Here is a 26,226-nt window from a genome sequence, read left to right on the forward strand (position 1 = left end):
TCGTACTTAGAGGGAGAAATCGATGTCAGCAGCCGAGGGTCCGCTCGTCGTCGGCGTGGACACGTCCACCCAGTCCACCAAGGCGCTGGTCGTCGACGCGGCCACCGGGCGGGTCGTGGCGAGCGGCCAGGCACCCCACAAGGTGACCTCGGGAGCGGGCCGGGAGAGCGATCCCCGTCAGTGGTGGGACGCCCTGACAGAGGCCCTGCGCCAATGCGGTCAGGCGGCACACGAGGCCGCCGCGGTGTCGATCGGCGGCCAGCAGCACGGGCTGGTCGCCCTGGACGCCCACGGCGAGCCGGTACGCCCGGCGCTGCTGTGGAACGATGTGCGCTCCGCGCCCCAGGCCCACCGGCTGACCGAGGAACTGGGCGGCGCGAAGTTCTGGGCCGAGCGCACCGGAAGCGTGCCGGCCGCGTCCTTCACGGTCACCAAGTGGGCCTGGCTGGCGGAGCACGAGCCGGAGGCGGTCCGTGCCACCAAGGCCGTCCGCCTCCCCCACGACTATCTGACCGAGCGGCTCACCGGGCAGGGCACGACCGACCGCGGCGACGCCTCCGGCACCGGCTGGTGGGCCTCCGGGACCGAGGCGTACGACGAGGAGATCCTCGCGCACGTGGGGCTGGACCCGGCGCTGCTCCCCCGTGTCGTGCGCCCCGGCGAAGTGGCCGGGACCGTGCGCGAGGACCATGGCCTGCCGTTCTCCAAGGGCACCCTGGTGGCGTGCGGCACCGGGGACAACGCGGCCGCCGCGCTCGGCCTGGGGGTACGGCCCGGCACGCCGGTGATGAGCCTCGGCACCTCGGGCACGGTGTACGCGGTGTCACGGAGGCGGCCCGCCGACCCGACCGGCATCGTGGCGGGCTTCGCCGACGCGTGCGGTGACTGGCTGCCGCTCGCCTGCACGCTCAACTGCACGCTCGCCGTGGACCGGGTCGCGACACTGCTGGGCCTGGACCGCGAGGCCGTCGAGCCGGGCGCCGGCGTCACGCTCCTGCCCTTCCTGGACGGCGAGCGCACCCCGAACCTTCCCAACGCGTCCGGTCTGCTGCACGGGCTGCGCCACAACACGACCGGTGGCCAGCTGCTCCAGGCCGCCTACGACGGTGCCGTGCACTCGCTGCTGGGCGCGCTGGACCGCGTGGTCGACGAGGACGCGGACCCCTCGGCTCCCCTGCTGCTGATCGGCGGCGGCGCGCGGGGCACGGCCTGGCAGCAGACCGTACGGCGGCTGTCGGGACGGCCCGTGCAGGTGCCCAAGGCGCGGGAGCTGGTCGCGCTGGGGGCGGCGGCGCAGGCGGCCGGTCTGCTCACCGGCGAGGACCCGGCCGCGGTCGCCCGCCGCTGGGACACGGCCGCGGGGCCGGTGCTGGAGGCGGTGGAGCGGGACGAGGAGACGCTGGCCAGGATCACCGGGGTACTCTCCGACGCGGCCCCGCTCCTGGAACGCGGCACGGACACCGCCTGACGGCCGAGAACCGATTCAGGGCCGGTTCAGAACCGGTTCACGACCGATTCAGGACCGACCGAGAACGACCCGGCCCCGACCAAGGACTGACGGAGGCATGAGCGCACCGCTGCACGAGGCCCGCCCGGCCGGCCCGGGGCGGACGCTGCCCTCGGCCGGCCCGCAGCGGCGCGCGCTGCCCGACACCCAGCAGGGCATGCGCCGCCGCAATCTCTCGCGGGTGATGCACACCGTCAGCGCCGAGGGGCCACTGTCCCGGGCCGCCGTCGCCTCCCGCATCGGCCTGACCAGGGCGGCGGTGTCCACCCTGGTGGACGAGCTGGTCCGCTCGGGCCTGCTGGAGGAACTGGGCCCCGAGCGGCCCGGACGCGTGGGCCGGCCCGGCTCGGCACTCGCCGTCAGCGGGCGCGGTCCGGCCGGGATCGGCGCCGAGGTCGGCGTCGACCACCTCGCGGTCTGCGCGGTCGACCTGCGCGGAGAGATCCGGACCCGGGCCGTGCGCCACGTCCCGAACCGCGGCCGCTCCCCCGCGGCCGTGAGCGAGGAGCTCGCCGCGCTGCTGCTCCGGGTCGTCGGCACGATCGAGGACGAGGGTCTGTGGCCGGCCGGGCTGACCGTGGCCGTACCGGGCCTGGTGGCACGCGACGCCCGGACTGTCGTCCGCGCGCCGAACCTGGGCTGGCACGACACCGACCTCGGCGCCCTGCTCCCGGCGCGGTTCCCGCTGACCGTGGTCAACGAGGCCAACTGCGGCGCGCTGGCCGAGCTCTGGCTCGGCGAGGGCACCCCGCGCGACTTCCTCCACGTCTCGGCCGAGATCGGCATCGGCGCCGCGGTGGTCGTGGAGGGGCGACTGCTGCTCGGAAACCGGGGCTTCGCGGGCGAGCTGGGCCATGTGCCGGTCCGGCCCGACGGCCCTGAGTGCGCGTGCGGCGGCCGCGGCTGCCTGGAGCAGTACGCCGGCGAGGAGGCCGTGCTGCGCGCCGCCGGCCTGGAGCCCGGCGAGGACCGCGTGGGCCTGCTCGCGGGCCGCGCCGCGCAGGGCGACCCCGCCGTACGACGTGCCCTGCACGACGCGGGAACGGCGCTGGGCATCGCGCTGACCGGGGCGGTCAATCTCCTGGACCCCGAGGGCGTCGTCCTGGGCGGCGCCCTGTCCGGGCTCGCCCCCTGGCTGCTGCCGTCGCTCCGCTCGGAACTGGCCCGGCGCACGGCGGGCCCGGCCTGCCCCGTCTCGGTGTCCGCCCTGGGCCCCCAGGGCCCCCTGCTGGGCGCGGCCCACTCGGTGATCCGGGGAATCCTGGACGACCCCGCGTCCGTCGCCGAACAGGCTTGAGCCGAACTGTCCGGCCGTCACCGGCCGTTCGGTCTGCCGCGGGGCGCGGTTGCCCGTTGCCGGTGGGGCGTGGTTGCCGGTTGCTGCCGCCGGGGCGGGCAAGGGGAACGTCGATGCCGCCGGTGGCCTCGCGGCTAATCCCCGCCGCCTCCGCCACCGCCTCCGTCACCACCGCCTCCGTCACCACCGCCACCACCGTCGCCGCTCCCGCCGTCGCCTCCGTCCGAGCCCCAGCCGTCGCCGCCGCCGGGCTCGTTGTCGTCCCTCCCCCTGCCGAGGTTGCTGAACCAGGGACGGCCCCACGACGCGTCATCGGCGCCGTCCGGCTCGTATCCGTCCACCGGGCCGCGCTCCGACCTGAACCGGGCCGAGCCGGTCGTGTCCCCGAGCCCGAAGGCGACGGCGAAGACCTGCGCCATGACGGCGTCCAGCGGGTCGGGGCTCTCGTACCACACGGGGGCCAACGGCAGCAGTACCGTGTCCTGTTCCGGCCAACGCGAGGGCTGCGCCAGGAGGGCGACACGCCGTTCGTCGCGCAGCAGCCACGAACTCTCCGCGTCCCTCCTCGACAGCACCCAGTGCCGGTCGGGCAGTCGTACTTCCACGGAACTCTTGGACTTGCGCAGTTTCTTCCGGAGAACCAGTTCCGCGGCGACGTCGCCGACGGTCAGCCGCAGGCCCTTGCCGGGTTCGGGGCTGTCGGGATGGAAACCGCGCGGCGCCCTGATCCGCACCACGGAAGCGCCCGGCCCCCACACGTCCACGCGCACCAGTCGCCGGTCCACGGTGACGGTGACCGGCCCGGCGGGGCCTTGCGCGAACCGCCGCGCGATCCACAGCGGCACGCCCTCGGCACGAGCCCGGGCCCCCAGCATGGCCACCTGACCGGGCCCGCCGCACCACCGGACCGCCAGTTCCCCCAGGGCGTGGGCGAACCCCGCGGCCTGTCGCACCTTCAACGGCGTGGTCGTGCCGGTGACACGGGTCACCGGCACGACCCCGGCTCCGTCCGGGAGCCACCCCAAGGGGCGTTCCGTCCCGCCGCCTCCGAGCCAGAATCCGCGGTGGAACGCCTCGGCCATGGCGCCGAGGTTCAGCTCGCTCAACGGCGTGATCCTGCCGCCCCTGCGCAGCCGGTCCCCGGTCAGTTCCACGGTCCGTGCCAGCGGATTCCTCGACCGCTCGCCGTAGAGCACCTGGCTCACCACGGCCCCGCCCCCCTATCCACGCAGTCCGCTCGGCCGGCCCGCTCTCACTACTTGCTGACAGCGAACCGCATCAGGGCGTGCTCGTCACCCTGCTTGACCTTGCCCGTCACATTGATCACCTCGAGCTTCCACGCGCCACCGACCCGGATCGCCTTGGCCACGGCGCAGCAGTTGTCCTGGGTGAGCATGCTCGGCCAGATGTCGGCGACCTGCTGGGTGCTGCCCCCGGTGGCGTCGTAGACCTTGAAACTGATGTTGCGCGCCTTCTGGAAGGCGCTGCCCTTCTTGTAGGCGGCGGCGACGAACACGATCGACGTGATGTTGGACGGGACCCGGGCGAACTCGACGGTCACCGTCTCGTCGTCCCCGTCGCCGTGTCCCGTCTGGTTGTCTCCGCTGTGGATCAGCGAGCCGTTGCCCAGCGGGTCGAGCGAGTCGAGACCCGCGAGGCGTACCGGGTCCCCGCCCTGCATGGCGATGGCGATCAGGTCGAGGTCCGTGCCGGTCTTGCGGCGCATCTTGCCCAGCACCCCGCCGCTGCTGCCGGCGGTCGGGTCCCAGGAGGCCCCGATGGACAGGTGGGTCACTCCGTCCAGGTCTGCCGGGCCGTCTTCCTTCGTAAGCGTGATCATGAGTGGGTCATCCTTCATCAAGACGGACTACGACACTCAAAGTGTGCCCGATGCCCTGTCCGCCGCCTGCGACCGGCCCCAGGAAGGGAGGGACGTGGCCTCCCGCCGGCAGGGCCTCTGCCGGCACTCTCAGGCCGGCCGCGCCTCGAGTTCCGCACGGTCGGGGACGAACCAGAGTCGCTTGCCCCGGTTCGCCTCGCGCACGAAGTCGCGGAGGGCGTCGCTGCCGGCCACGTGGGAGGCGATGTCGCCGATGATCGCCAGGCGGACGCGGTAGTTGACGAACTTCTGCGCGACCTCACCGGCCACGCCCGAGCGCAGGACGAAGAAGTCGTCCGCCACCCGCTCGACCGGGACGGCCGCCATGTCGGCCTGACACCCCAGGGCGTCACCGATCAGATCGAGGGCGGTCCGGCCGCCACTCAGTTTCGATCCGTCCCTGCCGCACAGGAGAACGGAGACTCCGTGCACGGTCGCGAGGTGACCGGCTGTCACGATGTGATCGTATATGAGCGAGCACATCGCTCACTGATCGATTAAGAAACGCCCAACCACTGGTTGCCGCACGGTGAGCAGGTCACTATGAGGTCATGACACCGGCGCAGCAAGCCATGGAGCGACTTCGGGCCTGGCCCGATCTCACCGCCTGCAAGGCGGGGTGCGGTACCGGGCAGGCTCTCCGTTTCGCCCGGGCCGAGGTCGTCCACTTCCACACGGGACGGGACGTCGACCTCCATCTGACCCGCCGCGCCATCCAGCGCTTCCGCTACGACCTGAGCGCCTCGACCGCGATCCAGCTGGTCCCGGGGTCGAACTGGGTGACGGTGCATCTGGACTGCGCCACCGACATCGACCTGCTGCTGACCCTGGTGAGCGTGGCCCTCAAGGCCCACCAGGCCGCCCCGCTCCCCTCCCCCGCGCCGACGGCCCCCGGGTGCAATTTCCACCGGGTCACGGTGCTGCCGCGTGACCTGGTGACCGAACGCTGAGAAAACGCCCGCCCCTTGGCCGATCGGGAACCTCCGGTACCGACGGCCTCCGGCCTCCTCAGGGCCTCAGACCGCTGACGATGTCCGCCGTGGCCGTCAGGCCGCTGTGGATGGCGGGGGCGATGCCCGAGCCCGCCAGATAGAACCCGAGCAGCAGGCAGACGATGCCGTGGGAGAGCTTCAGTCCGCCGTTGCGCAGGAAGATCACCGCCAGGATCGCGAGCAGCAGCACCACAGAGATGGAAATGGCCATCGTCAACCTCCTCCGCCACGTCCGCTTCGCGGCGTTCGGCCGCAAGTGTGGCGTAGCGGAGGGTTCGTCCGGGCGGCTGAGCTGTCCTCCGAACGTGTGGTGTCTACGGCTTACCGCGGGCGGTACGCGTCGAGGAAGGACTCCAGCCCTGCGAGGTCGTCGGTGTTGAGGTGGTCGACGTCCGCGGCGACCAGTTCGCCCCACAGGGCGTCCCGGGCGGGGCCCGGCAGGTCGGGGGTGGCCCAGAACCGGACCGTCCGGCCGCGCCCGTGCGCGGTGCCCACGATGTCACGCAGCTTGCGTCGCTCGGCGGCGGGGAACGGACCGACGCCCTGCCAGGTGAAGTTGAGCGTCCAGTTGTCGCTGATCAGCGGGATCAGGGAAGAGCGGGCCGGGCCGCCGAGGTCGGCCAGCCGGCCGTCGTAGAAGGCGTGCCGTACCCGCTGGGCCTCCATCGGGGCGCGGGCGGCGCGGTCGCCGGAGACGACGGCGGTGACCGGACCGGGCAGCACCCGGCCGTCGGCGCAGGTGGTGAACAGGTGCCGGTACCGCTGGAGACGGCGGTGCAGCTCGAGGTAGGTGGACGCGCCCTCGGTCTTGATGTCGATGAGCAGCCGGAGCGGTTCGCGGTGCCCTCGGTACACCGATCCGTGGTGGGCTCGCACACGGGCGGTGAGCGGGTCGAGGTAGAGGGACTCCAAAGTGCGGGACGGGTCGAGGTCCTCGGGGCCGTGGGCGACCAGGAGTTGGTCGCCCACGAGGTGGATGTCGGCCTCGACGCTGCCGAAACGGTGGTCGATGGCGTCGAGGAGGGGACGCGGGTGCTCGTAGTCGTTGTGGGCGTGGGCCCGCCACAACGGCCTTGGGCGATAACCGTGTTCACCGGCCAGTGCCTGGGTCGCCGGCAGGGCGAACGAGGCCGCGAGGGCGGTGCCGAGGATGGTGAGGGCTCTGCGACGGGTGGTGAGGGCCATGCTCCGCCTCCCTGGAATGACGTACGGGGACCTCTGGAGTATGAGGTCCCCGCATGTCCAAGGAGCAGTGCCGTGAAGCGAGTTGTCCGATCCGCCGTCGCACGTTCACCTCGTGGGAGCCGGACGCACGGGAGAGCCCGCCGTGACGGCGGGCTCTCCCGTGCGACGTTCGGCCGGGTGCGCGTGCCGGTACCCGGCGGATTCGACGGTAAGGAAAGGTAAGTGACGCTGCCTCAGGGGGTTCGTAGATCGACGAGTTCGGCCAGCGCCTCGCGGTGGGCGCCCGCCGTACCGTAGGCGATCGAGTCGGCCTTGGCCCGCTTCAGGTACAGGTGGACCGGGTGCTCCCAGGTCATTCCGATGCCGCCGTGCAGTTGCAGCGCCTCCTCGGCGGCATGGACGGCGACCTGGCCCGCGTATGCCTGCGCGACAGCAACGGCGACAGCCGTATCGGGGCCGTCACCCACGGTCACCGCGTCGGCGGCCAGCGCGTCCGCCGCGTTGCGGGCCGCCGCACGGAGGCTGACGACCTCGAGCCACAGTTGGGCGAGCCGGTGCTTGAGCGCCTGGAAACCGCCCACCGGCCGGTTGAACTGCCTGCGATCCTTCAGATAGCGGACGGTCTCCGTCAACGACCATTCGGCGAGCCCGAGTTGTTCCGAGGCCAGCAGTCCGGCGCCCGCGCGCAGAGCCCGTTGCACGGCGGGCTCCGCGTCGCCCACCCGGTGTCCCGGGGTGCCGTCCAAGGTGACGCGGCCGAGGGGCCGGGTCAGGTCCAGGGAGGTCTGCCCGGTAACGGTGACGCCGGTGGCGTCCGCCTCGACGGCGTACAGCCCGCCGTCCGCCGCCGGGACGAGCAGCACGTCGGCCGCGGCCGCGTCCGCGATGCCTGCCAGCTCGCCGTGCAGGACGCCGTCCGCCGCGCGGGCGCTGGGAAAGGGCGCGCCCGGGGCGGTGTGCAGGGGGACGGCAAGGGCGCCGATGCGGCGCGCGGACGCCAGCGAGGTGAGCACCTCGCTTCCGTCGGCACAGGCCAGCAGTGCCTCGGTGGCCACGACGGCGCTGGTCAGATAGGGCACGGGGGCGACGGCCCGCCCCAGCTCCTCGAGGACGACCGCGGCCTCCCGGTGCGTGGCGCCCTGGCCGCCGCGCTCCTCGGGCACCAGCAGCCCGGCGAGGCCCATGCCGTCGGCGAGTGCCTTCCACAGCGACAGGTCGTGCGGAGTGTCCGACTCGGCGCGGGAGATCACCCGGGCCGCGCCGCAGTGGTCGGTGAGCAGGTCCCGGACGGCGGCGCGCAGCGCCTCTTCCTCCTCCGAGTAGAGGAGATCGGGTTGCGCGCTCACCGGACTCACCGGGCCGGTCTTCGTCGGGCTCGTCGTGCTCATCGGGCCAGGTCCTTCCAGGCGACGTCCTTGTCGGTACGCGGCTCGGCCGGGAGGCCCAGGACGCGCTCGGCGACGATGTTCAGCAGGACCTCGCTGGTCCCGCCCTCGATGCTGTTGCCCTTGGAGCGGAGGTAGCGGTAGCCGGCCTCGCGACCGGTGAAGTCGACCAGTTCGGGACGCCGCATGGTCCAGTCGTCGTACAACAGTCCCTCGGCCCCGAGGAGTTCCACCTCCAAGCCACTGATCTGCTGGTTGAGGCGGGCGAAGCCCAGCTTCATCCCGGCGCCCTCCGGGCCCGGCTGGCCCGCGACGAGCTGCTGGCGCAGGCGTTCGCCGGTGAGCCGGGCGACCTCGGCCTCCACCCAGAGTGCGAGCAGGCGCTGGTGCAGGTCGTGGGTGCGCAGTTCGGGACGTTCGCGCCAGGTCCTCGCGACCGGGCCGATCATGCCGCCCTCGCGGGGCAGCCGCATGCCGCCGATGGCCACGCGCTCGTTGTTGAGGGTGGTCTGCGCGACCCGCCAGCCGTCGCCGGTCTCGCCGAGCCGGTGGGCGTCGGGGATGCGGACGCCGGTGAGGAAGACCTCGTTGAACTCGGCCTCACCGGTGATCTGGCGCAGTGGCCGTACCTCGACGCCGGGGTCGGTCATGTCGCAGACGAAGTAGGTGATGCCCCGGTGCTTGGGCACGTCCGGGTCGGTACGGGCGATGAGGATGGCCCAACGGGCGGCATGGGCACTCGATGTCCATACCTTCTGCCCGTCGACCACCCAGCCGTCCTCGTCCACGCGGGCCGCCCGGGTGCCCAGGGCGGCCAGGTCGGATCCGGCGCCCGGCTCGCTGAACAACTGGCACCAGACCTCCTCGCCGGTCCACAGTGGCCGCAGGAAGCGCCGCTTCTGCTCCTCCGTGCCGTACTGCAGAATCGTCGGCGCGGCCATGCCGAGGCCGATGCCGATGCGCCGCGGGTCGTTGCCGGGCGCCCCGGCTGCCTCCAGCTCGGCGTCCACGACGGCCTGGAGGGATCGCGGGGCGTTGAGTCCGCCGAGCCCCTCGGGGTAGTGCACCCAGGCGAGTCCCGCGTCGAAACGGGCGCGCAGGAAGTCGAGGCGGCCGGTGGTGGCGGGCGGCTGCGCGACCAGCAACTCCTGGGTGCGCCGCCTCAGTTCGGCTGCGTCGGTCATGCGAGGGCTCCGTTCTCCGCTGCGGGCAGTACCGCGACGCGTCCGGTGGTGACGCCGTCCGCGACCCGCTGCACGGCACCGGCGGCACCGGACAGCGGCACGCGCTCGCTCACCAGCGGTCTGACGGCGCCCCGGGCGGCCAGCTCCAGAAGCTGCTCGTGGCAGTGCTGGACCAGTTTCGGGTTCCTGGTGTTGTAGAGGCCCCAGTGCAGGCCGAGGACCGAGTAGTTCTTCACCAGGGCGTGGTTCAGCGCCGGGCTGGGGATCGTGCCGCTCGCGAAGCCGACGATCACGATCCGGCCCTCGAAGGCCACGACCTTGGTGGACTGGATGTAGGCCTCTCCGCCGACCGGATCGTAGATCACGTCGGCGCCCCGGCCGCCGGTGGCCTCCTTCACCGCGGCGATGACGTCCTGCTCACGCCGGTCGATCACCACGTCGCAGCCCAGTTCGCGGGCGGCGGACACCTTCGCCCCGCCGCCGACCACGCCGATCACGGTGGCACCCGCGGCCTTGCCGAGCTGCACGGCCGCGCTGCCGACCCCTCCCGCGGCGGCGTGCACGAGCAGCGTCTCGCCGGCCTCCAGGCGGGCCCGGCGGTGCAGCCCGAACCAGCCGGTCTGGTAGCCGATGTGCAGAGCGGCGGCCTCGGCGTCGTCCAGCACGTCCGGGGCGGAGCGCAGTCCGGCGGCGTCCGCGACGGCGTACTCGGCGAAGCCGCCGTACGGCAGCGCGGGGTTGGCGAGGACCCGGCGCCCGTCCTCGGTCTCGCCGCAGATCTCCACCCCCGGGGTGAACGGCAGCGGCGGCCTGACCTGGTACTGGCCCCGGCACATCAGCGCGTCCGGGAAGTTGATGTTCGCGGCACGCACCTTCAGCAGGACCTGGCCTTCACCGGGCGTCGGCCGCTCCACGTCCGCGAGGCTCATCACCTCGCCCGGTTCGCCGATCTCGTGCACCTGCCATGCCTGCATGCGGAGCCTCCACGGGACTGTGAACGTCGTGTTCGCCTGACCGGGTCCACCGCATACTAAGCGGTCGCTTGCCTTCAGGGAACCGTCTCGTACGTCACGGCCTCGCGCACCCCGGTCCACCGAGGAGGCTTCCTCGTCCGTCAGGGCCGCTTGGGACGTGCCCGTACGTGCATCCGCTCCCCCTGCGGACCGAACAGGCTGAGGAACTCCACCGGCCCCTCCCCCGTGGACCCGAAGGCGTGCGGCACGCGCGTGTCGAACTCCGCCGCCTCCCCCGCCGTCAGTACCACGTCGTGCTCGCCCAGCACCAGCCGCAGCTTGCCGGACAGCACGTACAGCCACTCGTAGCCCTCGTGCGTGCGGGGTTCAGGCTCGAACGTGCGTTGCGGTTCGAGCACCTTGTACGCCTGGAGTCCGCCGGGCTGGCGGGTGAGCGGCCAGTGGGTGCGTCCGCAGTGCTGGAACGGCTTGGATCGGATGCGCGGATCGCCGACCGGTGGCGCACCCACCAGGTCGTCCAGCGGCACCTGGTGGGCCTGCGCGATCGGCAGCAGCAGTTCGAGGCTGGGTTTGCGCAGTCCGGACTCCAGCCGCGAGAGGGTGCTCACGGAGATGCCGGTCGCCTCGGACAGCCCTGCGAGGGTCACCTCCCGCTCCTTCCTGATCCGCCTCAGCCGGGGGCCCACATCCGCGAGAACGTCGTCGGTAGCCATACGGATATTGCAGGATCAGCAAAGGCATTTGTCAATCCGGTAGTGCTCGGGCGACGGTCGACGTGGAGGTGGTCACCATGACCGGAAAGAGCGGGAGAACCCGCGAAGGACACGTGCACGGGACCGGAGGAACGGACGGCACCGGCACCGGCTACGACGTGGTGGTGGTCGGAGGTGGTGCGGCCGGGCTGTCCGCCGCGCTGGTGCTCGGCCGGGCCCGGCTGCGGACCCTGGTCGTCGACGCGGGCGAGCCGCGCAACGCGCCCTCGCCCCATATGCAGGGCTATCTGTCGCGGGACGGGATGTCACCGGCCGCGTTCCTGGCCGCCGGCCGTGAGGAGATCGCGGGCTACGGCGTCGAACTGCTCACGGGCCGGGTGACGGCCGTGACCCGGAACGACACCGGCACCGGCACCGGCACCGGCACTGGCACTGGCAACGCAGGCTTCGCCGTACTGCTGGACGACGGCCGGACCGTCCGCGCGCGGCGGCTGATCGTCGCCACCGGGCTGAAGGACGAACTGCCCACTGTCCCCGGAGTCACCGAACGGTTCGGACGGGACGTGCTGCACTGCCCGTTCTGCCACGGATGGGAGGTCCGCGATCAGCCGTTCGGCGTGCTCGCCTCCAGCGCCATGAGTGTTCACCAGGCACTGATGGTGTCCCGGTGGTCCAAGGACGTCACCTTCTTCCTGCACACGGTCGCCGAGGAGGAGCTGTCCGACCAGGACCTGCGCCGGCTGGCCGCGGCCGGTGTCGGCGTGGTGCCCGGCGAGGTCGCGGAACTGGTGGTCGAGAACGACCGGCTCACCGGCGTCCGTATCACCGACGGCTCCGTCCACGCCCGCTCCGTGCTGTACGTCGGGCCGCGCCCCGTGCCGCGGACGGGCCTGCTGGAGCGGCTCGGCGCCGAGCTGTCCGAGACCCCGTTCGGCGCGTACCCGGTCGTGGACCCGACGGGCCTGACCTCGGTGCCGGGCGTCTGGGCGGCGGGCAACGCGGTCGGCTTCGCCGAACAGGTCGTCCACGCGGCGAGCGGGGGCTACCGGGCGGCGGCCGCGATCGTCGGGGATCTGCTGATGACGGACCTGGACGCCGCGGTGGCCGCGTGATCCGCGGCCACTTCGGCGGCCCGGGTGTGGAACGCCGGGCCCCGTAGCACCATGACTGCATGCTGCTGTCCCGGCTGGCCCGTGTGTCGCGGGAGATCGCCGCCACCTCGGCACGGTCCCGGAAGATCGCGCTGCTCGCGGATCTGTTCCGGGACGCGGAGGCGGACGACGTCCCCGTCGTCATCCCGTATCTGGCGGGCCGGCTGCCCCAGGGCCGGATCGGCGTGGGCTGGAAGGTCCTGAGCCGGCCGGTCGCCCCGGCGGACCGGCCGGCCCTGACGGTGCGCGCGGTCGACGCCCGGCTGGGCCGGCTCGCCGAGGTGTCCGGCCCCGGTTCGCAGGCCGAGCGGGCCCTGCTGGTCGGGGAGCTGCTGGGCGCGGCGACCGAGGACGAGCAGCGGTTCCTGATCGGCCTGCTCACCGGCGAGGTCCGGCAGGGGGCCCTGGACGCGGTCACGGTGGAGGGGCTGGCGCGGGCGACCGGGGCGCCGCCGGCGGAGGTGCGGCGGGCGGTGATGCTGGCCGGCTCGCTGCAGGCCGTGGCCGGTGCACTGCTGGCGGACGGCCCCGGCGCACTGGAGCGGTTCCGTCTCACGGTGGGGCGCCCCGTGCTGCCGATGCTGGCGCACAGCGCCTCCTCGGTCGCCTCGGCGGTGGAGAAACTGGGGGCGGTGGCGGTCGAGGAGAAACTGGACGGCATCCGCGTCCAGGTGCACCGCGACGGCGACACGGTGCGCGTGCACACCCGCACTCTGGACGACATCACCGACCGGCTGCCCGAGGTGACGGCGGCGGCACGGGCGTTGCCGGGCGAGCGGTTCGTCCTGGACGGCGAGGTCATCTCCTTCGACGAGGAGGGGCGCCCCCGCTCGTTCCAGGAGACCGCCGGCCGGGTCGGTTCCCGGGTGGACGTGGCCACGGCCGCCCGGGACGTGCCCGTCTCCGCCGTTTTCTTCGACGCGCTGTCCGTCGACGGCCGTGACCTGCTGGATCTTCCCTTCGCCGACCGGCACGCGGAGCTGGCCCGGCTGGTGCCGCAGGTCATGCGGGTACAGGGCACCAGGGTGTCCGGGCCCCAGGACGCACAGGTGGCGGAGGACTTCCTCACCGACACGCTGGCGCGCGGTCACGAGGGCGTCGTGGTCAAGGGACTCGACGCCCCCTACAGCGCCGGGCGGCGCGGCGCGTCCTGGCTGAAGGTGAAGCCCGTGCACACGCTCGACCTGGTGGTGCTGGCGGCCGAGTGGGGCCACGGACGCCGTACCGGCAAACTGTCCAACCTGCACCTGGGTGCCCGCACCGCCGACGGCGGCTTCGTGATGCTCGGCAAGACCTTCAAGGGGATGACCGACGTCATGCTGACGTGGCAGACCGAACGGCTGCGCGAACTGGCGGTCGACGAGAGCGCGTACGTCGTCACCGTGCGCCCGGAACTCGTCGTGGAGATCGCCTACGACGGCCTCCAGCGCTCCACCCGCTACCCGGCCGGTGTCACCCTGCGCTTCGCCCGGGTGGTCCGTTATCGCGAGGACAAGCGCCCGGACGAGGCGGACACGGTGGAGGCCCTGCTCGCCGCGCACCCGGAGGCAGGACCGTGAGGGGCACCCGGAGCGCCGGCCTACTGGTGTTCAGACACACCGATCACGGGCTGGAGGTGTTGCTCGGTCATATGGGCGGCCCGTTCTTCGCCCGCAGGGACGCCGGCGCGTGGACCGTGCCGAAGGGCGAGTACGACGCCGGTGAGACGGCCTGGGACGCGGCGCGCCGGGAGTTCGAGGAGGAACTGGGCCTGCCGCCGCCCGACGGGGAGGCCGTGCCGCTCGGCGAGGTCCGGCAGCCGGGCGGCAAGACCGTCACGGCCTGGGCCGTCGAGGGCGACCTCGACCCGGCGGCCGTGGTGCCCGGCACCTTCCGGATGGAGTGGCCGCCGAAGTCGGGGCGGATGCGGGAGTTCCCGGAGCTCGACCGGGTGGAATGGCTCTCCGCGCACCGGGCGCGGGAGCTGATCGTCTCCGCCCAGGCGGTGTTTCTCGACCGCTTGGCGGAGCACTCGCCCTGAGGAACCCTCCCGCGTTGCGACGCCCACCGTCGCGCGGGAGGGTCGACATGCACGCCCCGTCCCCAGGGAGGCCAGCCATGCCCATCGCAACGGTGAATCCGGCGAACGGCGAGACGCTCAGGACGTACGAGGCCATGGGCGAGGAGGAGACCGAGCGCCGGCTCCAGCTCGCGGAGGCCACGTTCCGCACGTACCGGACGACGACGTTCGAGGAGCGCGCCCGCCTGCTGCACCGGGCCGCCGGCCTCCTCGACGAGGACCGGGACAGCATCGCCGAGGTGATGACCACCGAGATGGGCAAGCCGGTGGGGCAGTCCCGCGCGGAGGCCGCCAAGTGCGCCAAGGCGATGCGCTGGTACGCCGACCACGCCGCGGGCCTTCTCGCCGACGAGGAGCCCGACCCGTCCGAGGTGAAGGACTCCGGCGCCTCCCGGGTCCTGGTGCGCTACCGGCCGCTCGGCCCGGTGCTCGCCGTCATGCCGTGGAACTTCCCGCTGTGGCAGGTCGTACGGTTCGCCGCGCCCACGCTGATGGCCGGCAACGTGGGACTGCTCAAGCATGCTTCGAACGTGCCGCAGACCGCCCTGTACCTGGAGGACCTGTTCCACAGGGCGGGCTTCCCCGAGGGCTGCTTCCAGACCCTGCTCATCGGCTCCGCGGCGGTCGACGACATCCTGCGGGACGAACGGGTCAGGGCGGCCACCCTCACCGGCAGTGAGCCCGCGGGGCGCGCGGTGGCCGCCACCGCCGGAGAGATGATCAAGAAGACGGTGCTGGAGCTGGGCGGGAGCGATCCGTTCGTCGTGATGCCCTCCGCCGACCTGGACCGGGCCGCCGAGGTCGCGGTCACCGCGCGGGCGCAGAACAACGGGCAGTCCTGTATCGCCGCCAAGCGGTTCATCGTGCACACGGACGTCTACGACGCGTTCGCCGAACGCTTCACCCGGGGCATGCGGGCGCTGACGACGGGCGACCCCATGGACGAGGCGACGGATGTCGGCCCGCTCGCCAGTGAGCAGGGCCGAAAGGACCTGGCGGAGCTGGTCGACGACGCCGTACGGTCCGGGGCGCGTGTGCTGTGCGGCGGCGAACTCCCCGAGGGGCCCGGCTGGTACTACCCGCCGACCGTCCTGGCCGGGATCACCCGCGACATGCGCGTCCACCGGGAGGAGGCCTTCGGGCCGGTCGCCACGCTGTACCGGGCGGCCGACCTGGACGAGGCGGTGCTGATCGCCAACGACTCCCCGTTCGGCCTGAGTTCCAACGTCTGGACACAGGACGAGGCGGAGGTCGACCGGTTCGTCCGGGACCTGGAGGCGGGCGGCGTCTTCGTGAACGGGATGACGGCGTCCCATCCGGCGCTCCCGTTCGGCGGGGTCAAGCGGTCCGGGTACGGACGTGAGCTGTCCGGGCACGGAATCCGCGAGTTCTGCAACATCACCACGGTTTGGCACGGTGCGTGACGCTCCCGCGGCTACGATCCGGTCTGTGAACCGCGAAGTGACTCTGCCTCTGATCGTCGACCACCGCGGCACCTTGCAGGTCTCCGCGGCGGACGTGAGCAAATTGCTGCGCACGATGGGCGGGCGGTGGCTGCATCTCGTGGAGTCCGGCGACGAGCAACTCGACGAGGACACGGTCGCCGCGCTCACCATCGAACTGGCGAAGCTGGCCGACCGGATCGACGTGGCGTGCATCGCCCACAGCAGCGGGGGCAGGGCCTGAGGCCTGCCCCCGGAGAAGCGCGGGCGGCGGTCTGCCGGTCGCGTGCTCACACCGGCCGGAGCAGCGTCCTCCAGAACAGCGACTCGTAGCTCTGCAGCAGGTGGCCGTACCCCCGCGCCAGGCTCTCGTCGAGGCGGCCCGTGTCCAGGCCGTCCTGGACCGCTTCCGCGGCCGTCCGGTCCAGGCCGGGAACCGGTTCGGCGAAGAAGTCGAAGAACGCGCAGGCCTCGTCGGTGAAGCCGTAGTGGGTGCGCAGCGCCTCGGCGATGGTGGCGCAGTAGCCGCCCCAGGCCGAGAAGTTGGCGGTCACGGAGAGGACGGCGTCCGCCGGTGCCGCGTTGAGGGCCAGCCAGGCGACGTAGGCGGGGTATGCCTGGCAGCCCGGCAGGGGGTCGTACGACGCCGCACGCTCCCGGTCCACGCCGCAGGCCGCGGCGAAGGAGTCCAGCCGCGCCGCCGCCAGGTCCTCGCCCTCGGCCAGGGCGGTGAAGTACGCGGCGGCCCGCGGCTGGTCCGCGGAGCGGTCCGCCAGGTGCCGGAACGCACGGCGGTCGGCGGGGATCACCCAGTTCTGTTCCAGGGCGAGCGCGGCCAGGGTGTCCCGGCCGGCCTCACCGCGGGCGATCAGCGGTACGAGCGGGTTGGACCGGGGGTCCGGGGCCAGTTCCCGCGTGATCGTCTCCAGCAGTTCCCGGGCCGTGCGCGTCATCGCGGTCTCCGTCGCGTCGGTCGGCCGGTCCGTGGGGCGACCGGCTCCCCACCATGGTCCCCCAGGGGCCGGGCGGACGTCATCCGCGATGACTCGGCAACGCGACGGAGCGGCGGCCCGGCGGTGTGGTTCCCGCTGCCGGGCCGGCTCCGCTCCCCGCCTCAGCTCCTTGCGTGCGGCGCCTAGCGGATGGGCATGCCGGACAGGGTGCGGGCGATGACCAGGCGCTGGATCTCGCTCGTGCCCTCGAAAATGGTGTAGATGGCGGCGTCGCGGTGCATGCGCTCCACCGGGTACTCGCGCGTATAGCCGTTGCCGCCGAGGATCTGTACGGCCTGGGCGGTGACCTGCTTGGCGGTCTCGCTGGCGTACAGCTTGGACATGGAGCCCTCGGCCGCGGTGAAGGGCTTGCCGTTCACCGCCATCCAGGAGGCACGCCACACCAGGAGGCGGGCGGCGTCGATCTGGGTGCGCATGTCGGCCAGCTGGAAGGCGACGCCCTGGTTGTCGATGATCGGGCGGCCGAACTGCTCGCGGGTCTGCGCGTACTCCATGGCGACCTCGTAGGCCGCGCGGGCGGTGCCGACCGCCATGGCGCCGACCGCCGGACGGGACGCCTCGAAGGTGGCCATCGCGGCGTTCTTCACCCTCTCTCCGCCCTGCTGGGCCCGCTCCCGGGCGCGGGCGAGGCGCTCGTCGAGCTTCTCCTTGCCGCCGAGCAGGCAGGAGCCGGGCACACGGACGTTGTCCAGGATCACCTCGGCGGTGTGCGAGGCGCGGATGCCGTGCTTCTTGAACTTCTGGCCCTGGGAGCAGCCGGGGGTGTTCGGCGGAATGATGAACGAGGCGTGGCCCTTGGAGCCGAGCCCGGGGCCGACGACCGCCACGACGACGTGGACGTTGGCGATGCCGCCGTTGGTCGCCCAGGTCTTGGTGCCGTTGATCACCCACTCGTCCTTGGCCTCGTCGTACACGGCACGCGTCCGCATGGAGGCGACGTCGGAGCCGGCGTCGGGCTCGGAGGAGCAGAAGGCGGCGACCTTGACGTCGTTGACGTCGCCGTACATCTGGGGGATCCAGGTGCCGATCTGCTCCTCGGTGCCGTTGGCGAGGACGCCGACGGCGGCGAGGCCGGTACCGACGATCGACAGGGCGATGCCGGCGTCGCCCCAGAACAGTTCCTCCATCGCCGTGGGGATGCCGAGGCCGGTGGCGTCGAAGTACTGCTGGGCGTAGAAGTCGAGCGAGTAGATGCCGACCTTGGCGGCCTCCTGGATGACCGGCCAGGGAGTCTCCTCGCGCTCGTCCCACTCGGCGGCCGCGGGGCGGATCACATCGGCGGCGAAGCCATGGAGCCAGTCCCGGACTTCCCTCTGTTCGTCGTTGAGCTCCATGGTGAACTCGGCCATGTCCCCTCCAGCGGCGTCACACATACGTGTTACTTGCGGTAACCGCAGTCTGTTACCGGCTGGTAGAGAAAGTCAACTCCTCCGGACCCCCGTCATCCCGTTCGCCGCTGGTCACACCGTCAGTGTTAGTTTGCGCAGGCGTCAACGAATCAGCAGGGGTGGGGAGAAATCATGGACACCACACAGCGGACCGATCAGCAGCGGTCCGCCGACCGCCGCCGGCGTGAGCTGCTGGAGGCCGCCGACCGGGTGGTACTGCGTGACGGCCCGCATGCCTCGATGAACGCGATCGCCGCCGAGGCGGGCATCACCAAACCGATCCTCTACCGGCACTTCGGCGACAAGGGAGGACTGTACGCCGCCCTCGCCCAGCGGCACACCGATGCCCTGCTGGCCTCGTTGCGGGCGGCGTTGGATGCCCCGGCGGACCGGCGGGAGCGGGTCGAGAACACCCTGGACACCTATCTCGCGGCGATCGAACTGCGTCCCCAGGTGTACCGGTTCCTGATGCACCCGGCGGAGGGCTCCCCCGGCGACCAGGGCTTCGACGTCGGCAAGCACTCGGCGCCGCTGCTGCGGCGCATGGGCGAGGAACTGGCCCAGGTCATCGAGGAGCGGCTGGACCTCGGCCCCGGCAGTCAGCAACTGGCCCGCGTGTGGGGGCACGGAATCGTCGGCATGATGCACGCGGCCGGCGACTGGTGGCTCGGCGAACGGCCGTGCTCCCGAGCCGAGTTGGTGCGCAGCCTGGCCGACCTGCTGTGGGGCCGGCTGGCGGCGGCGGGCGACCGGGTCGGCGGGCCGGGGTTCTGAGCCCGGCCCCGGCCCCGGCCCGCCTCGGCCGGCCGGCCGGCCCGCTCCACCGGTTCCGCCGGCTCCAGGAGACCGCCCGTCCTTCGGTCCCGCCCGCTCCCTCGGTCCCGCCCGCTGTCGGCGCGTCCACCCTCTGTCGGTGCGTCCACCCGCTCTCGGTGCGTCCACCAGGTCGTGGGCGTCGGCCAGGTCGTGGGCGTCGGCCCGCTCGATCCAGGTGTCGGTGCCCCCGGCGCCCGGCACCGCCGCCGTGAGGCCGGTGCCGGCCGGGCCGGCGGGGGCCCGCAGCAGGAACTCGTCGACCGTGGCCGTGCCCAGCGGTGCGTCCACAGGCTCGGGATGCCGACCCCTCAGCCCTCCGCCTTCGAAGCACCACCCGCCCCCCGGTCCCGCCCGTTCCAGGAGGCCCGCCGCACCTGGCGGTCGAGCCTGCGCCGGCGCAGGCCGGTCAGGCGGTCGGCGTAGACGCGGCCCTCCAGGTGGTCGCACTCGTGCTGCAGGCACCGGGCGAAGAAACCCGTGCCGTGCACGGTGACCGGGTCCCCGGCCGCCATGCGGCCCTCGACGACCGCGTGGTCGTGACGTTCCGTCCCCGCCTCCAGGCCCGGCAGCGACAGACAGCCCTCCGGGCCGCGCACCACCACCCCGTCCGTCTCGACCAGCCGCGGGTTGACCACATGTCCCAGGTGACGGACGTCGTCGTCGTCCGGACAGTCGTACACGAACACCCGCAGCGGTACGCCTATCTGGTTGGCGGCCAGGCCCACCCCCTGCGCGGCGTACATCGTCGCGAACAAGTCCTCCACGAGGCGGGCCAGTTCCGGGCCGAAGTCGGTCACCTCCTCGCAGGGCGCGTGCAGCACCGGGTCGCCGAGCAGAATGAGGGGCCGGACACGACCGTGGACACCGGGGATGGAACCGTCTCGCATGGCGGTCAGAGTACGGTCCTTTGCAGCAACGCCCGTCTCATGGGGGGTGACGTGGTTCTGGAGTGCGAATGGTTCTCGATAGGCTGAGGTTCACACCACGTGGCCGCCAGCCACAGGCGCGGCGCGTACGCAAGGAGGATCGAGACTAGATGGCAGGCAACTCGGACCCGCTCACGCCGCGGGCCAAGCTGGCCGTGACCGCCGGCAGGGCGGTCGCAGCGGCATCACGCGCCGCGGGACGCGGCAGCGGTTCGGTGATCGGCGGCCGGGTGGCGCTCAAACTCGACCCCGACCTCCTCGCCCGGCTCGCCCAGAACCTGGACTGCATCCTGGTGTCGGCGACCAACGGCAAGACCACCACCACCCGCCTCATCGCGGAGGCCCTGCGGGCCGCCGGGCCGGTCGTGTCCAACGCCCTGGGCGCCAACATGCCCGCGGGCATCACCTCGGCACTCGCGGGCGGCTCGGAGTCGAAGTTCGGCGTCATAGAGGTCGACGAGAAGTACCTCGCCGGCGTCGCCCGGGACACCGACCCCAAGTGCATCGCCCTGCTCAACCTCTCCCGCGACCAGCTCGACCGGTCCGGTGAGACGCGGATGCTCGCGGAGAACTGGCGCGAGGGCCTGGCCGGTTCCAAGGCGGTCGTCGTCGCCAACTGCGACGACCCGCTGGTCGTATGGGCCGCGTCCTCCTCCGCCAATGTGATCTGGGTCGCCGCGGGCCAGATGTGGAAGGACGACGCCTGGTCCTGCCCGTCCTGCGGCGGCGTGATGCAGCGCCCCGGAGACGACTGGTTCTGCAACGAGTGCGGATTCCGCCGGCCCACCCCGAGCTGGGCGCTCTCCGGCGACCACGTCCTCGACCCGCACGGCTCCGCCTGGCCGATCCACCTCCAGCTGCCGGGCCGCGCCAACAAGGCCAACGCCACGAGCTCCGCGGCCGTGGCCGCGGTGTTCGGGGTGCCCCCGCAGGTCGCCCTGGAGCGCATGTACCAGGTGCAGGCCGTCGCCGGCCGGTACGACGTCGTCCAGTACCAGGGCCGTGACCTGCGGCTGCTGCTCGCCAAGAACCCCGCGGGCTGGCTGGAGACGTTCTCGCTCATCGACCCGCCGCCCACCCCGGTGATCCTCTCGGTGAACGCCCGCTCCGCCGACGGCACCGACACCTCCTGGCTGTGGGACGTCGACTACACCCGGCTGGCCGGCCACCCGATCGTCGTCCTCGGCGACCGGAAGCTGGACCTCGCGGTGCGGCTCGAGGTCGCGAACCAGCAGTTCCAGGTCTGCGATGACCTCGACCGGGCGCTCCAGCAGTGCCCGCCCGGCCGGATCGAGGTCATCGCCAACTACACCGCGTTCCAGGACCTGCGCCGCCGCGTCGGCAACTGACCCGGCCGGCGCATCGCGACGTACTCACAAGGACAGTGACTTCATGAGCGACAACGGTCTGCGGATCGTATGGATCTACCCCGACCTGCTGAGCACCTACGGCGACCAGGGCAATGTGCTCGTCGTGGAGCGCCGGGCCCGGCAGCGTGGCCTCGACGTGTCCCGGCTGGACGTGCGAAGCGACCAGCCGATCCCGACGTCCGGCGACATCTACCTGATCGGCGGTGGTGAGGACCGTCCGCAGCGGCTCGCCGCCGAGCGGCTGCGCCGGGACGGCGGCCTGCACCGGGCGGTGGGCAACGGCGCGATCGTGTTCTCCGTGTGCGCCGGTTACCAGATCCTCGGCCACGAGTTCATCAACGATCTCGGCCAGCGGGAGCCCGGCCTCGGCCTGCTCGACGTCGTCTCGGTGCGCGGCGAGGGCGCCCGGTGCGTCGGCGACGTGCTGGGCGACATCGACCCGCCGCTGGGTCTGCCGCCGCTGACCGGTTTCGAGAACCACCAGGGCGTCACCCACCTCGGTCCGACGGCCCGCCCGCTCGCCCGGGTCCGCTTCGGCAACGGAAACGGCACGGGGGACGGCACCGAGGGTGCCTACAACGACACCGTGTTCGGCACGTACATGCACGGCCCGGTACTGGCCCGCAACCCGCAGATCGCGGATCTGCTGCTGAAGCTGGCGCTCGACGTCAACGCGCTGCCGCCGACCGACGACCACTGGTACGAGGCACTGCGGGGCGAGCGCATCGCGGCCTCGCAGCAGCCCGCGTAACCCGCGACCGCGTCGGACGGGCCGGTGCCATCCGGCCCGTCTGACGGCTGGTCCGCACAGGTGAGCGGGGTCGTCCAGTAGGCGGACGCGCGCTTCGGTCCCACCCCCCGGTGCCGCTAGGGTGGCGGGATCGAGCCGGACGACGCGGTCCGGTCCCGGCCCACGGCTAGAAGGTTGTTTCGGGCTATGCGCATTGGTGTCCTCACGTCCGGCGGCGACTGCCCCGGCCTGAACGCCGTCATCCGCTCCGTCGTCCATCGCGCCGTCGTCGACCACGGCGACGAGGTCATCGGCTTCCGGGACGGCTGGAAGGGCCTCCTGGAGTGCGACTATCTCAAGCTCGACCTCGACGCGGTGGGTGGCATCCTCGCCCGCGGCGGCACCATCCTCGGATCCTCCCGGGTGCGTCCCGAGCATCTGCGGGACGGTGTGGCACGGGCCAAGGGGTACGTCCAGGAGCTCGGCCTCGACGCGATCGTCCCGATCGGCGGTGAGGGCACGCTGAAGGCGGCCCGGCTGCTGTCGGACAACGGCCTGCCGATAGTGGGTGTGCCGAAGACCATCGACAACGACATCGCCGTCACCGACGTCACTTTCGGCTTCGACACGGCCGTCGGTGTGGCGACCGAGGCGCTGGACCGGCTGAAGACGACCGCCGAGTCCCACCAGCGGGTGCTCATCGTGGAGGTCATGGGCCGCCACACCGGCTGGATCGCGTTGCACTCCGGCATGGCGGCCGGCGCGCACGCGATCGTCGTACCGGAGCGGCCCTTCGACATCGACGAGCTGACCGCGAAGGTGGGTGCGCGGTTCTCCGCGGGCAAGCGGTTCGCCATCGTGGTCGCCGCGGAGGGCGCCAAGCCGCGGGCCGGGACCATGGACTTCGACGAGGGCGCCAAGGACGTCTACGGCCACGAGCGGTTCGCCGGGATCGCGCGGCAGCTCTCCGTGGAACTGGAGACGCGGCTCGGCAAGGAGGCGCGTCCGGTGATCCTCGGACACACCCAGCGCGGCGGGACCCCGACCGCGTACGACAGGGTGCTGGCCACCCGCTTCGGCTGGCACGCCGTGGAGGCCGTGCACCGCGGGGAGTTCGGAAGAATGACCGCGCTGCGCGGCACGGACATCGTGACGGTGCCGCTGGCCGAGGCCGTCGAGACGCTGAAGACGGTGCCCGACGCCCGCTACGCCGAGGCGGAGTGTGTCCTTTGAAGTGCTCTCCCGGCTGAAGCCGGGAGATTCCTGTCTACCTCACGGTGGCGGGCTTGACGCGCTTGGCGCGCCTGACGACTGCCCTCCCGGCAGCCGGGACGAGCGCGAGGCCCGTCCGGTACAGGTGCAAGACGTTGCGGGCCGCGTTGTGGTCGGCGTTGCCCGACCAGCCGCAGTCCGGGTTCCTGCACACGAACACGGCCTGGGACTCCCGGCTGCCGGGCGTGATAGAGCCGCACGCCGAGCAGCGCCGGGAGGTGTTGGGGGCGGGGACCTTGTGCAGGGTGCCGCCGTGCCGGGCGGTCTTGTAGGTCAGCAGGGTGACCGTGCGCCCCCAGGCCTCGCCGCTGATGGCACGGTTGAGCCCGGACTTCTGGGCGACGTTCTTCCCCGGCTCCTCGATGGTGCCCCTGGCGGACTTGACCATGTTCGGGAGGGTGAGTGCTTCGACCACGATCGTGCCGTAGGTGCGGGCGATGGCAGTGGTGGTCTTGTGCTGCCAGTCCAGGGCCCGGCGCTTGGCTTTCGCGCGCAGTCCCGCGATCCGGTCATAGGTGCGGTGCAGCCGGCCGCTGGTGCGCTCGCCGGACCTGCGGTGCCGCTTGCGCCGCGCGGCGCGCTGCTCCAGGCGCAGGAGTGTGGCCTTCTCCTCGCCGGTCAGCCATGCGCCGTGCTCGTACGCCGTCCCGTCCGAGAGGGCGATGGGCACGGTGACGCCCACGTCGATACCGACGTCCGACCCCTGGTGGGGATCGGGCCCGGCCTGAAGGGTCTGGACGCGGAAGGCGATGTGCCAGCCGAGCGCGTCCTTGATCAGCCGGGCCCCGGTGATCCGGTTCTCCGCGCCTGCGCGCTTTCCGACGGGCAGGTCCTTGGTCCAGCGGAAGCGGACCCGGCCCACCTTGGGAAGGTTGACCACGCCCCATCGCCGGTGCACGCGGACGATGTTCAGGTCGCGTCCCTGTGGGATGTCCACGGACATCACCGTGCGGAACCGTCCCTTGAAGTGCGGGGCGTCGGCCCGGTGCTCCCAGCAGTTCCGCCACGCCCGGAAGTACGCCTTGAGTACCGCTTGAGCGGCCTGCGCGGGGAGGGCGGCCAGGAAGTCGATGTCCTTGCGGGCCTGGTGGATCGCGGCGTCCGCGTTCGCGAGTGTCCGCTTCTCCTTCGGCATCATCTGCCACCAGGCGTGCAGCAGGTTCCACAGGGTGCGGGCCGCGTGCGCCTGATCATCCACCGCGTGAACCCCGGCAGACGACAGCGCAAGCCGGGCACGGTGCCCGAACTGCCGCTTGACCAGGGTGTATCGACTCACGATCGCGAGAATAGCCAGGGTTGGTGTCACCACGCTGGAACCCGAACCCTGATGTCAGAACCGGTCGCCATGTTGTCTACAACCTGCACGTTCACTTGGTTTTTCTCACCAAATACCGGCGGAATGCGTTCACCGACGCCATGCTGACCCGCACGGAGGAGATCATGCGGGAGGTCTGCGCCGACTTCGAGGCCGAACTGAAACAGTTCAACGGCGAAGAGGACCACGTCCACCTGCTCGTGCACTACCCGCCCAAGGTCCAGCTCTCCAAGCTGGTCAACTCCCTCAAGGGCGTCAGCTCCCGCAGGCTCCGCCAGGAGTACGACAGCCACGTCCGCCGGCATCTGTGGGGCGGACACTTCTGGTCCGGCTCCTACTTCGCCGGATCATGCGGCGGGGCACCCCTGACCGCCGTCAAGCAGTACATCGAAAACCAGCAACGCCCCGCCTGACCGACACCCCGGAGACCGCAGCGCACTCCGGCGCTCCGCGCCTCCGGCCCAAGGATGGCCTTCACCCCCGGCGTAAACGCCGGAGCACTGGCCAAGATCAAAGGTAGAACCGCCCCCGGTCGCAGCCGCGGCCGGGGGCAGTTCTACTCTGGTGCGGACAGACGGCGCACAACCCCCACGAAACGGAGCCGGCGAATGGATCACAGCGGGCACGGCACGACCATGGATCTGCCGCCGTTCACGCTGGGGCGAGGACTCGCCTGGTCGGCGGACCCGTTCTTCCTCGTCGCCTGTCTGCTGGGGCTGGCGCTGTACGGCTGGGCGGTCGTCCGCCTGATGCGACGGGGCGACAAATGGCCGGTGGGACGGACCGTGTCGTTCTTCGTCGGCGTGCTGAGCATCGGGCTCATGATGTGCACCGGGCTGAACGACTACGGCATGGTCATGTTCAGCGTGCACATGGTGCAGCACATGGTCATCAGCATGGTGTCGCCCATCCTGATCCTGCTCGGCGCCCCCATCACGCTGGCGCTGCGCGCCCTGCCCCCGGCCGCCCGTGGCCGCAGGGGGCCGCGCGAACTGCTGCTGATGCTGCTGCACAGCCGCTACATGCGGGTCGTCACCCACCCGCTGTTCACCATCCCGATGTTCATCGCGAGCCTGTACGCGCTGTACTTCACCCCGCTGTTCGACTTCCTGATGGGCTCCCAGGTGGGGCACATCTCGATGATGGTGCACTTCCTCGCCGTCGGCCTGGTCTTCTTCTGGCCGATCATGGGCGTGGACCCGGGCCCGCACCGGCCGGGGCACCTGATGCGGATGCTGGAGCTGTTCGCGGGCATGCCGTTCCACGCGTTCTTCGGCATCGCGCTGATGATGGCGTCCACGCCGATGGTGACGACGTTCCAGAATCCGCCGGGCTCGCTGGGCATCGACGCGCTCGCCGACCAGAACGCGGCCGGCGGTATCGCCTGGGCGTTCAGCGAGATCCCGTCCGTGCTGGTGCTGATCGCATTGTTGTTCCAGTGGCATGCCTCGGAGCAGCGGCAGGCCAAGCGCACCGACCGGGCCGCGGACCGCGACGGGGACAAGGAACTCAAGGCGTACAACGCCTATCTGGCCTCATTGCACACATCGGACAGATGAATCCCTTTCGATCACCTTCTTCCCCTCTCGCTCACTTTCTTCCCGATTCACCTGAAGGGTGACGCTGTT

27 protein-coding genes are annotated in these 26,226 nt (G+C 71.8%); 14 read left to right on the forward strand and 13 right to left on the reverse strand.

Going from position 1 to position 26,226, the window contains the following annotated elements:
- Window positions 1–22: 22 nt before the first annotated feature.
- Both xylB and V4Y04_RS04180 read left to right on the forward strand, forming a co-directional pair.
- Window positions 23–1,468 (forward strand): xylulokinase, encoded by a 1,446-nt coding sequence (gene xylB, locus V4Y04_RS04175; protein ID WP_332425944.1) that lies wholly within the window; start codon window positions 23–25, stop codon window positions 1,466–1,468.
- Between the two features lie 97 nt (window positions 1,469–1,565).
- Complete coding sequence (locus V4Y04_RS04180) at window positions 1,566–2,804, forward strand: ROK family transcriptional regulator (protein WP_332425945.1); 1,239 nt, start codon at window positions 1,566–1,568, stop codon at window positions 2,802–2,804.
- Between the two features lie 134 nt (window positions 2,805–2,938).
- On the opposite strand, the gene V4Y04_RS04185 is transcribed toward V4Y04_RS04180, so the two are convergent.
- From V4Y04_RS04185 to V4Y04_RS04195, 3 genes are all read right to left on the reverse strand, one after another.
- Window positions 2,939–4,012: a hypothetical protein gene (locus V4Y04_RS04185; RefSeq protein ID WP_332425946.1), complete on the reverse strand. Its 1,074-nt coding sequence runs from the start codon at window positions 4,010–4,012 to the stop codon at window positions 2,939–2,941.
- 47 nt (window positions 4,013–4,059) lie between these two features.
- The gene (locus tag V4Y04_RS04190) at window positions 4,060–4,644 is read right to left on the reverse strand and encodes a TerD family protein (protein ID WP_332425947.1); all 585 of its coding nucleotides are present in this window, start codon (window positions 4,642–4,644) and stop codon (window positions 4,060–4,062) included.
- 129 nt (window positions 4,645–4,773) lie between these two features.
- Window positions 4,774–5,139, reverse strand: a complete 366-nt coding sequence (locus V4Y04_RS04195; protein WP_332425948.1) for a DUF4180 domain-containing protein — start codon at window positions 5,137–5,139, stop codon at window positions 4,774–4,776.
- A 95-nt stretch (window positions 5,140–5,234) separates the two neighbouring features.
- Here V4Y04_RS04195 and V4Y04_RS04200 point away from each other — a divergent pair, with 95 nt between their 5' ends.
- Window positions 5,235–5,633 (forward strand): luciferase domain-containing protein, encoded by a 399-nt coding sequence (locus tag V4Y04_RS04200; RefSeq protein WP_332425949.1) that lies wholly within the window; start codon window positions 5,235–5,237, stop codon window positions 5,631–5,633.
- Window positions 5,634–5,691: 58 nt separating this feature from the next.
- Here the strand turns inward: V4Y04_RS04200 and V4Y04_RS04205 are convergent, their stop codons facing one another.
- The 6 genes from V4Y04_RS04205 to V4Y04_RS04230 all read right to left on the reverse strand — a co-directional run bounded on the left by V4Y04_RS04205 (window position 5,692) and on the right by V4Y04_RS04230 (window position 11,116).
- Window positions 5,692–5,886: a hypothetical protein gene (locus tag V4Y04_RS04205; RefSeq protein ID WP_332425950.1), complete on the reverse strand. Its 195-nt coding sequence runs from the start codon at window positions 5,884–5,886 to the stop codon at window positions 5,692–5,694.
- A 110-nt stretch (window positions 5,887–5,996) separates the two neighbouring features.
- The gene (locus V4Y04_RS04210) at window positions 5,997–6,860 is read right to left on the reverse strand and encodes a phosphatidylinositol-specific phospholipase C/glycerophosphodiester phosphodiesterase family protein (RefSeq protein WP_332425951.1); all 864 of its coding nucleotides are present in this window, start codon (window positions 6,858–6,860) and stop codon (window positions 5,997–5,999) included.
- 233 nt (window positions 6,861–7,093) lie between these two features.
- Complete coding sequence (locus V4Y04_RS04215) at window positions 7,094–8,248, reverse strand: acyl-CoA dehydrogenase family protein (RefSeq protein ID WP_332425952.1); 1,155 nt, start codon at window positions 8,246–8,248, stop codon at window positions 7,094–7,096.
- Window positions 8,245–9,429, reverse strand: coding sequence for an acyl-CoA dehydrogenase family protein (locus V4Y04_RS04220; RefSeq protein WP_332425953.1), 1,185 nt, complete (start codon window positions 9,427–9,429; stop codon window positions 8,245–8,247). The genes V4Y04_RS04215 and V4Y04_RS04220 overlap by 4 nt, the downstream gene beginning before the upstream one ends.
- Window positions 9,426–10,403, reverse strand: coding sequence for an NADPH:quinone oxidoreductase family protein (locus V4Y04_RS04225; protein ID WP_332425954.1), 978 nt, complete (start codon window positions 10,401–10,403; stop codon window positions 9,426–9,428). Before V4Y04_RS04225 ends, V4Y04_RS04220 begins: the two co-directional genes overlap by 4 nt.
- Before the next feature lie 140 nt (window positions 10,404–10,543).
- The gene (locus V4Y04_RS04230) at window positions 10,544–11,116 is read right to left on the reverse strand and encodes a helix-turn-helix domain-containing protein (protein WP_332425955.1); all 573 of its coding nucleotides are present in this window, start codon (window positions 11,114–11,116) and stop codon (window positions 10,544–10,546) included.
- A 62-nt stretch (window positions 11,117–11,178) separates the two neighbouring features.
- On the opposite strand from V4Y04_RS04230, the gene V4Y04_RS04235 reads away from it, so the two are divergent.
- The 5 genes from V4Y04_RS04235 to V4Y04_RS04255 all read left to right on the forward strand — a co-directional run bounded on the left by V4Y04_RS04235 (window position 11,179) and on the right by V4Y04_RS04255 (window position 16,012).
- The gene (locus V4Y04_RS04235) at window positions 11,179–12,228 is read left to right on the forward strand and encodes an NAD(P)/FAD-dependent oxidoreductase (RefSeq protein ID WP_443079948.1); all 1,050 of its coding nucleotides are present in this window, start codon (window positions 11,179–11,181) and stop codon (window positions 12,226–12,228) included.
- Window positions 12,229–12,287: 59 nt separating this feature from the next.
- Window positions 12,288–13,826 carry an ATP-dependent DNA ligase gene (locus V4Y04_RS04240; RefSeq protein WP_332425957.1) on the forward strand — a complete coding sequence of 513 codons (1,539 nt, stop codon included), beginning with the start codon at window positions 12,288–12,290 and terminating at the stop codon, window positions 13,824–13,826.
- Window positions 13,823–14,287 (forward strand): NUDIX domain-containing protein, encoded by a 465-nt coding sequence (locus V4Y04_RS04245; protein WP_332425958.1) that lies wholly within the window; start codon window positions 13,823–13,825, stop codon window positions 14,285–14,287. The genes V4Y04_RS04240 and V4Y04_RS04245 overlap by 4 nt, the downstream gene beginning before the upstream one ends.
- A 77-nt stretch (window positions 14,288–14,364) precedes the next feature.
- Window positions 14,365–15,750, forward strand: a complete 1,386-nt coding sequence (locus tag V4Y04_RS04250; protein ID WP_332425959.1) for an NADP-dependent succinic semialdehyde dehydrogenase — start codon at window positions 14,365–14,367, stop codon at window positions 15,748–15,750.
- A 25-nt stretch (window positions 15,751–15,775) separates the two neighbouring features.
- Window positions 15,776–16,012: a DUF6213 family protein gene (locus V4Y04_RS04255; RefSeq protein ID WP_332425960.1), complete on the forward strand. Its 237-nt coding sequence runs from the start codon at window positions 15,776–15,778 to the stop codon at window positions 16,010–16,012.
- A 46-nt stretch (window positions 16,013–16,058) separates the two neighbouring features.
- Here the strand turns inward: V4Y04_RS04255 and V4Y04_RS04260 are convergent, their stop codons facing one another.
- Complete coding sequence (locus V4Y04_RS04260) at window positions 16,059–16,721, reverse strand: transcriptional regulator (RefSeq protein ID WP_332425961.1); 663 nt, start codon at window positions 16,719–16,721, stop codon at window positions 16,059–16,061.
- A gap of 182 nt (window positions 16,722–16,903) precedes the next feature.
- Complete coding sequence (locus V4Y04_RS04265) at window positions 16,904–18,130, reverse strand: acyl-CoA dehydrogenase family protein (protein ID WP_332425962.1); 1,227 nt, start codon at window positions 18,128–18,130, stop codon at window positions 16,904–16,906.
- A gap of 171 nt (window positions 18,131–18,301) precedes the next feature.
- On the opposite strand from V4Y04_RS04265, the gene V4Y04_RS04270 reads away from it, so the two are divergent.
- A complete protein-coding gene (locus tag V4Y04_RS04270; protein ID WP_332425963.1) occupies window positions 18,302–18,943 on the forward strand; it encodes a TetR family transcriptional regulator in 642 nt (213 codons plus the stop codon).
- A 350-nt stretch (window positions 18,944–19,293) separates the two neighbouring features.
- Here the strand turns inward: V4Y04_RS04270 and def are convergent, their stop codons facing one another.
- Window positions 19,294–19,872: a peptide deformylase gene (gene def, locus V4Y04_RS04275; RefSeq protein ID WP_332425964.1), complete on the reverse strand. Its 579-nt coding sequence runs from the start codon at window positions 19,870–19,872 to the stop codon at window positions 19,294–19,296.
- Window positions 19,873–20,021: 149 nt separating this feature from the next.
- Between def and V4Y04_RS04280 the strand changes: the two genes are divergently transcribed.
- The 3 genes from V4Y04_RS04280 to V4Y04_RS04290 all read left to right on the forward strand — a co-directional run bounded on the left by V4Y04_RS04280 (window position 20,022) and on the right by V4Y04_RS04290 (window position 23,244).
- Entirely contained in the window at window positions 20,022–21,260 is a 1,239-nt protein-coding gene (locus V4Y04_RS04280; RefSeq protein ID WP_332425965.1) for a Mur ligase family protein, read from the forward strand.
- Window positions 21,261–21,303: 43 nt separating this feature from the next.
- Window positions 21,304–22,032 carry a type 1 glutamine amidotransferase gene (locus tag V4Y04_RS04285; RefSeq protein ID WP_055609394.1) on the forward strand — a complete coding sequence of 243 codons (729 nt, stop codon included), beginning with the start codon at window positions 21,304–21,306 and terminating at the stop codon, window positions 22,030–22,032.
- 186 nt (window positions 22,033–22,218) lie between these two features.
- A complete protein-coding gene (locus V4Y04_RS04290) occupies window positions 22,219–23,244 on the forward strand; it encodes a 6-phosphofructokinase (RefSeq protein ID WP_332425966.1) in 1,026 nt (341 codons plus the stop codon).
- Window positions 23,245–23,278: 34 nt separating this feature from the next.
- Here the strand turns inward: V4Y04_RS04290 and V4Y04_RS04295 are convergent, their stop codons facing one another.
- Window positions 23,279–24,559 (reverse strand): RNA-guided endonuclease InsQ/TnpB family protein, encoded by a 1,281-nt coding sequence (locus V4Y04_RS04295; protein ID WP_332425967.1) that lies wholly within the window; start codon window positions 24,557–24,559, stop codon window positions 23,279–23,281.
- A 23-nt stretch (window positions 24,560–24,582) separates the two neighbouring features.
- Here V4Y04_RS04295 and tnpA point away from each other — a divergent pair, with 23 nt between their 5' ends.
- Window positions 24,583–25,011 (forward strand): IS200/IS605 family transposase, encoded by a 429-nt coding sequence (tnpA, locus tag V4Y04_RS04300; protein ID WP_332425968.1) that lies wholly within the window; start codon window positions 24,583–24,585, stop codon window positions 25,009–25,011.
- A gap of 195 nt (window positions 25,012–25,206) precedes the next feature.
- Window positions 25,207–26,157 (forward strand): cytochrome c oxidase assembly protein, encoded by a 951-nt coding sequence (locus tag V4Y04_RS04305; RefSeq protein WP_332425969.1) that lies wholly within the window; start codon window positions 25,207–25,209, stop codon window positions 26,155–26,157.
- Window positions 26,158–26,226 lie beyond the last annotated feature (69 nt).

The organism is Streptomyces sp. P9-A2 (genome assembly GCF_036634175.1).
Lineage (GTDB): Bacteria > Actinomycetota > Actinomycetes > Streptomycetales > Streptomycetaceae > Streptomyces > Streptomyces pratens.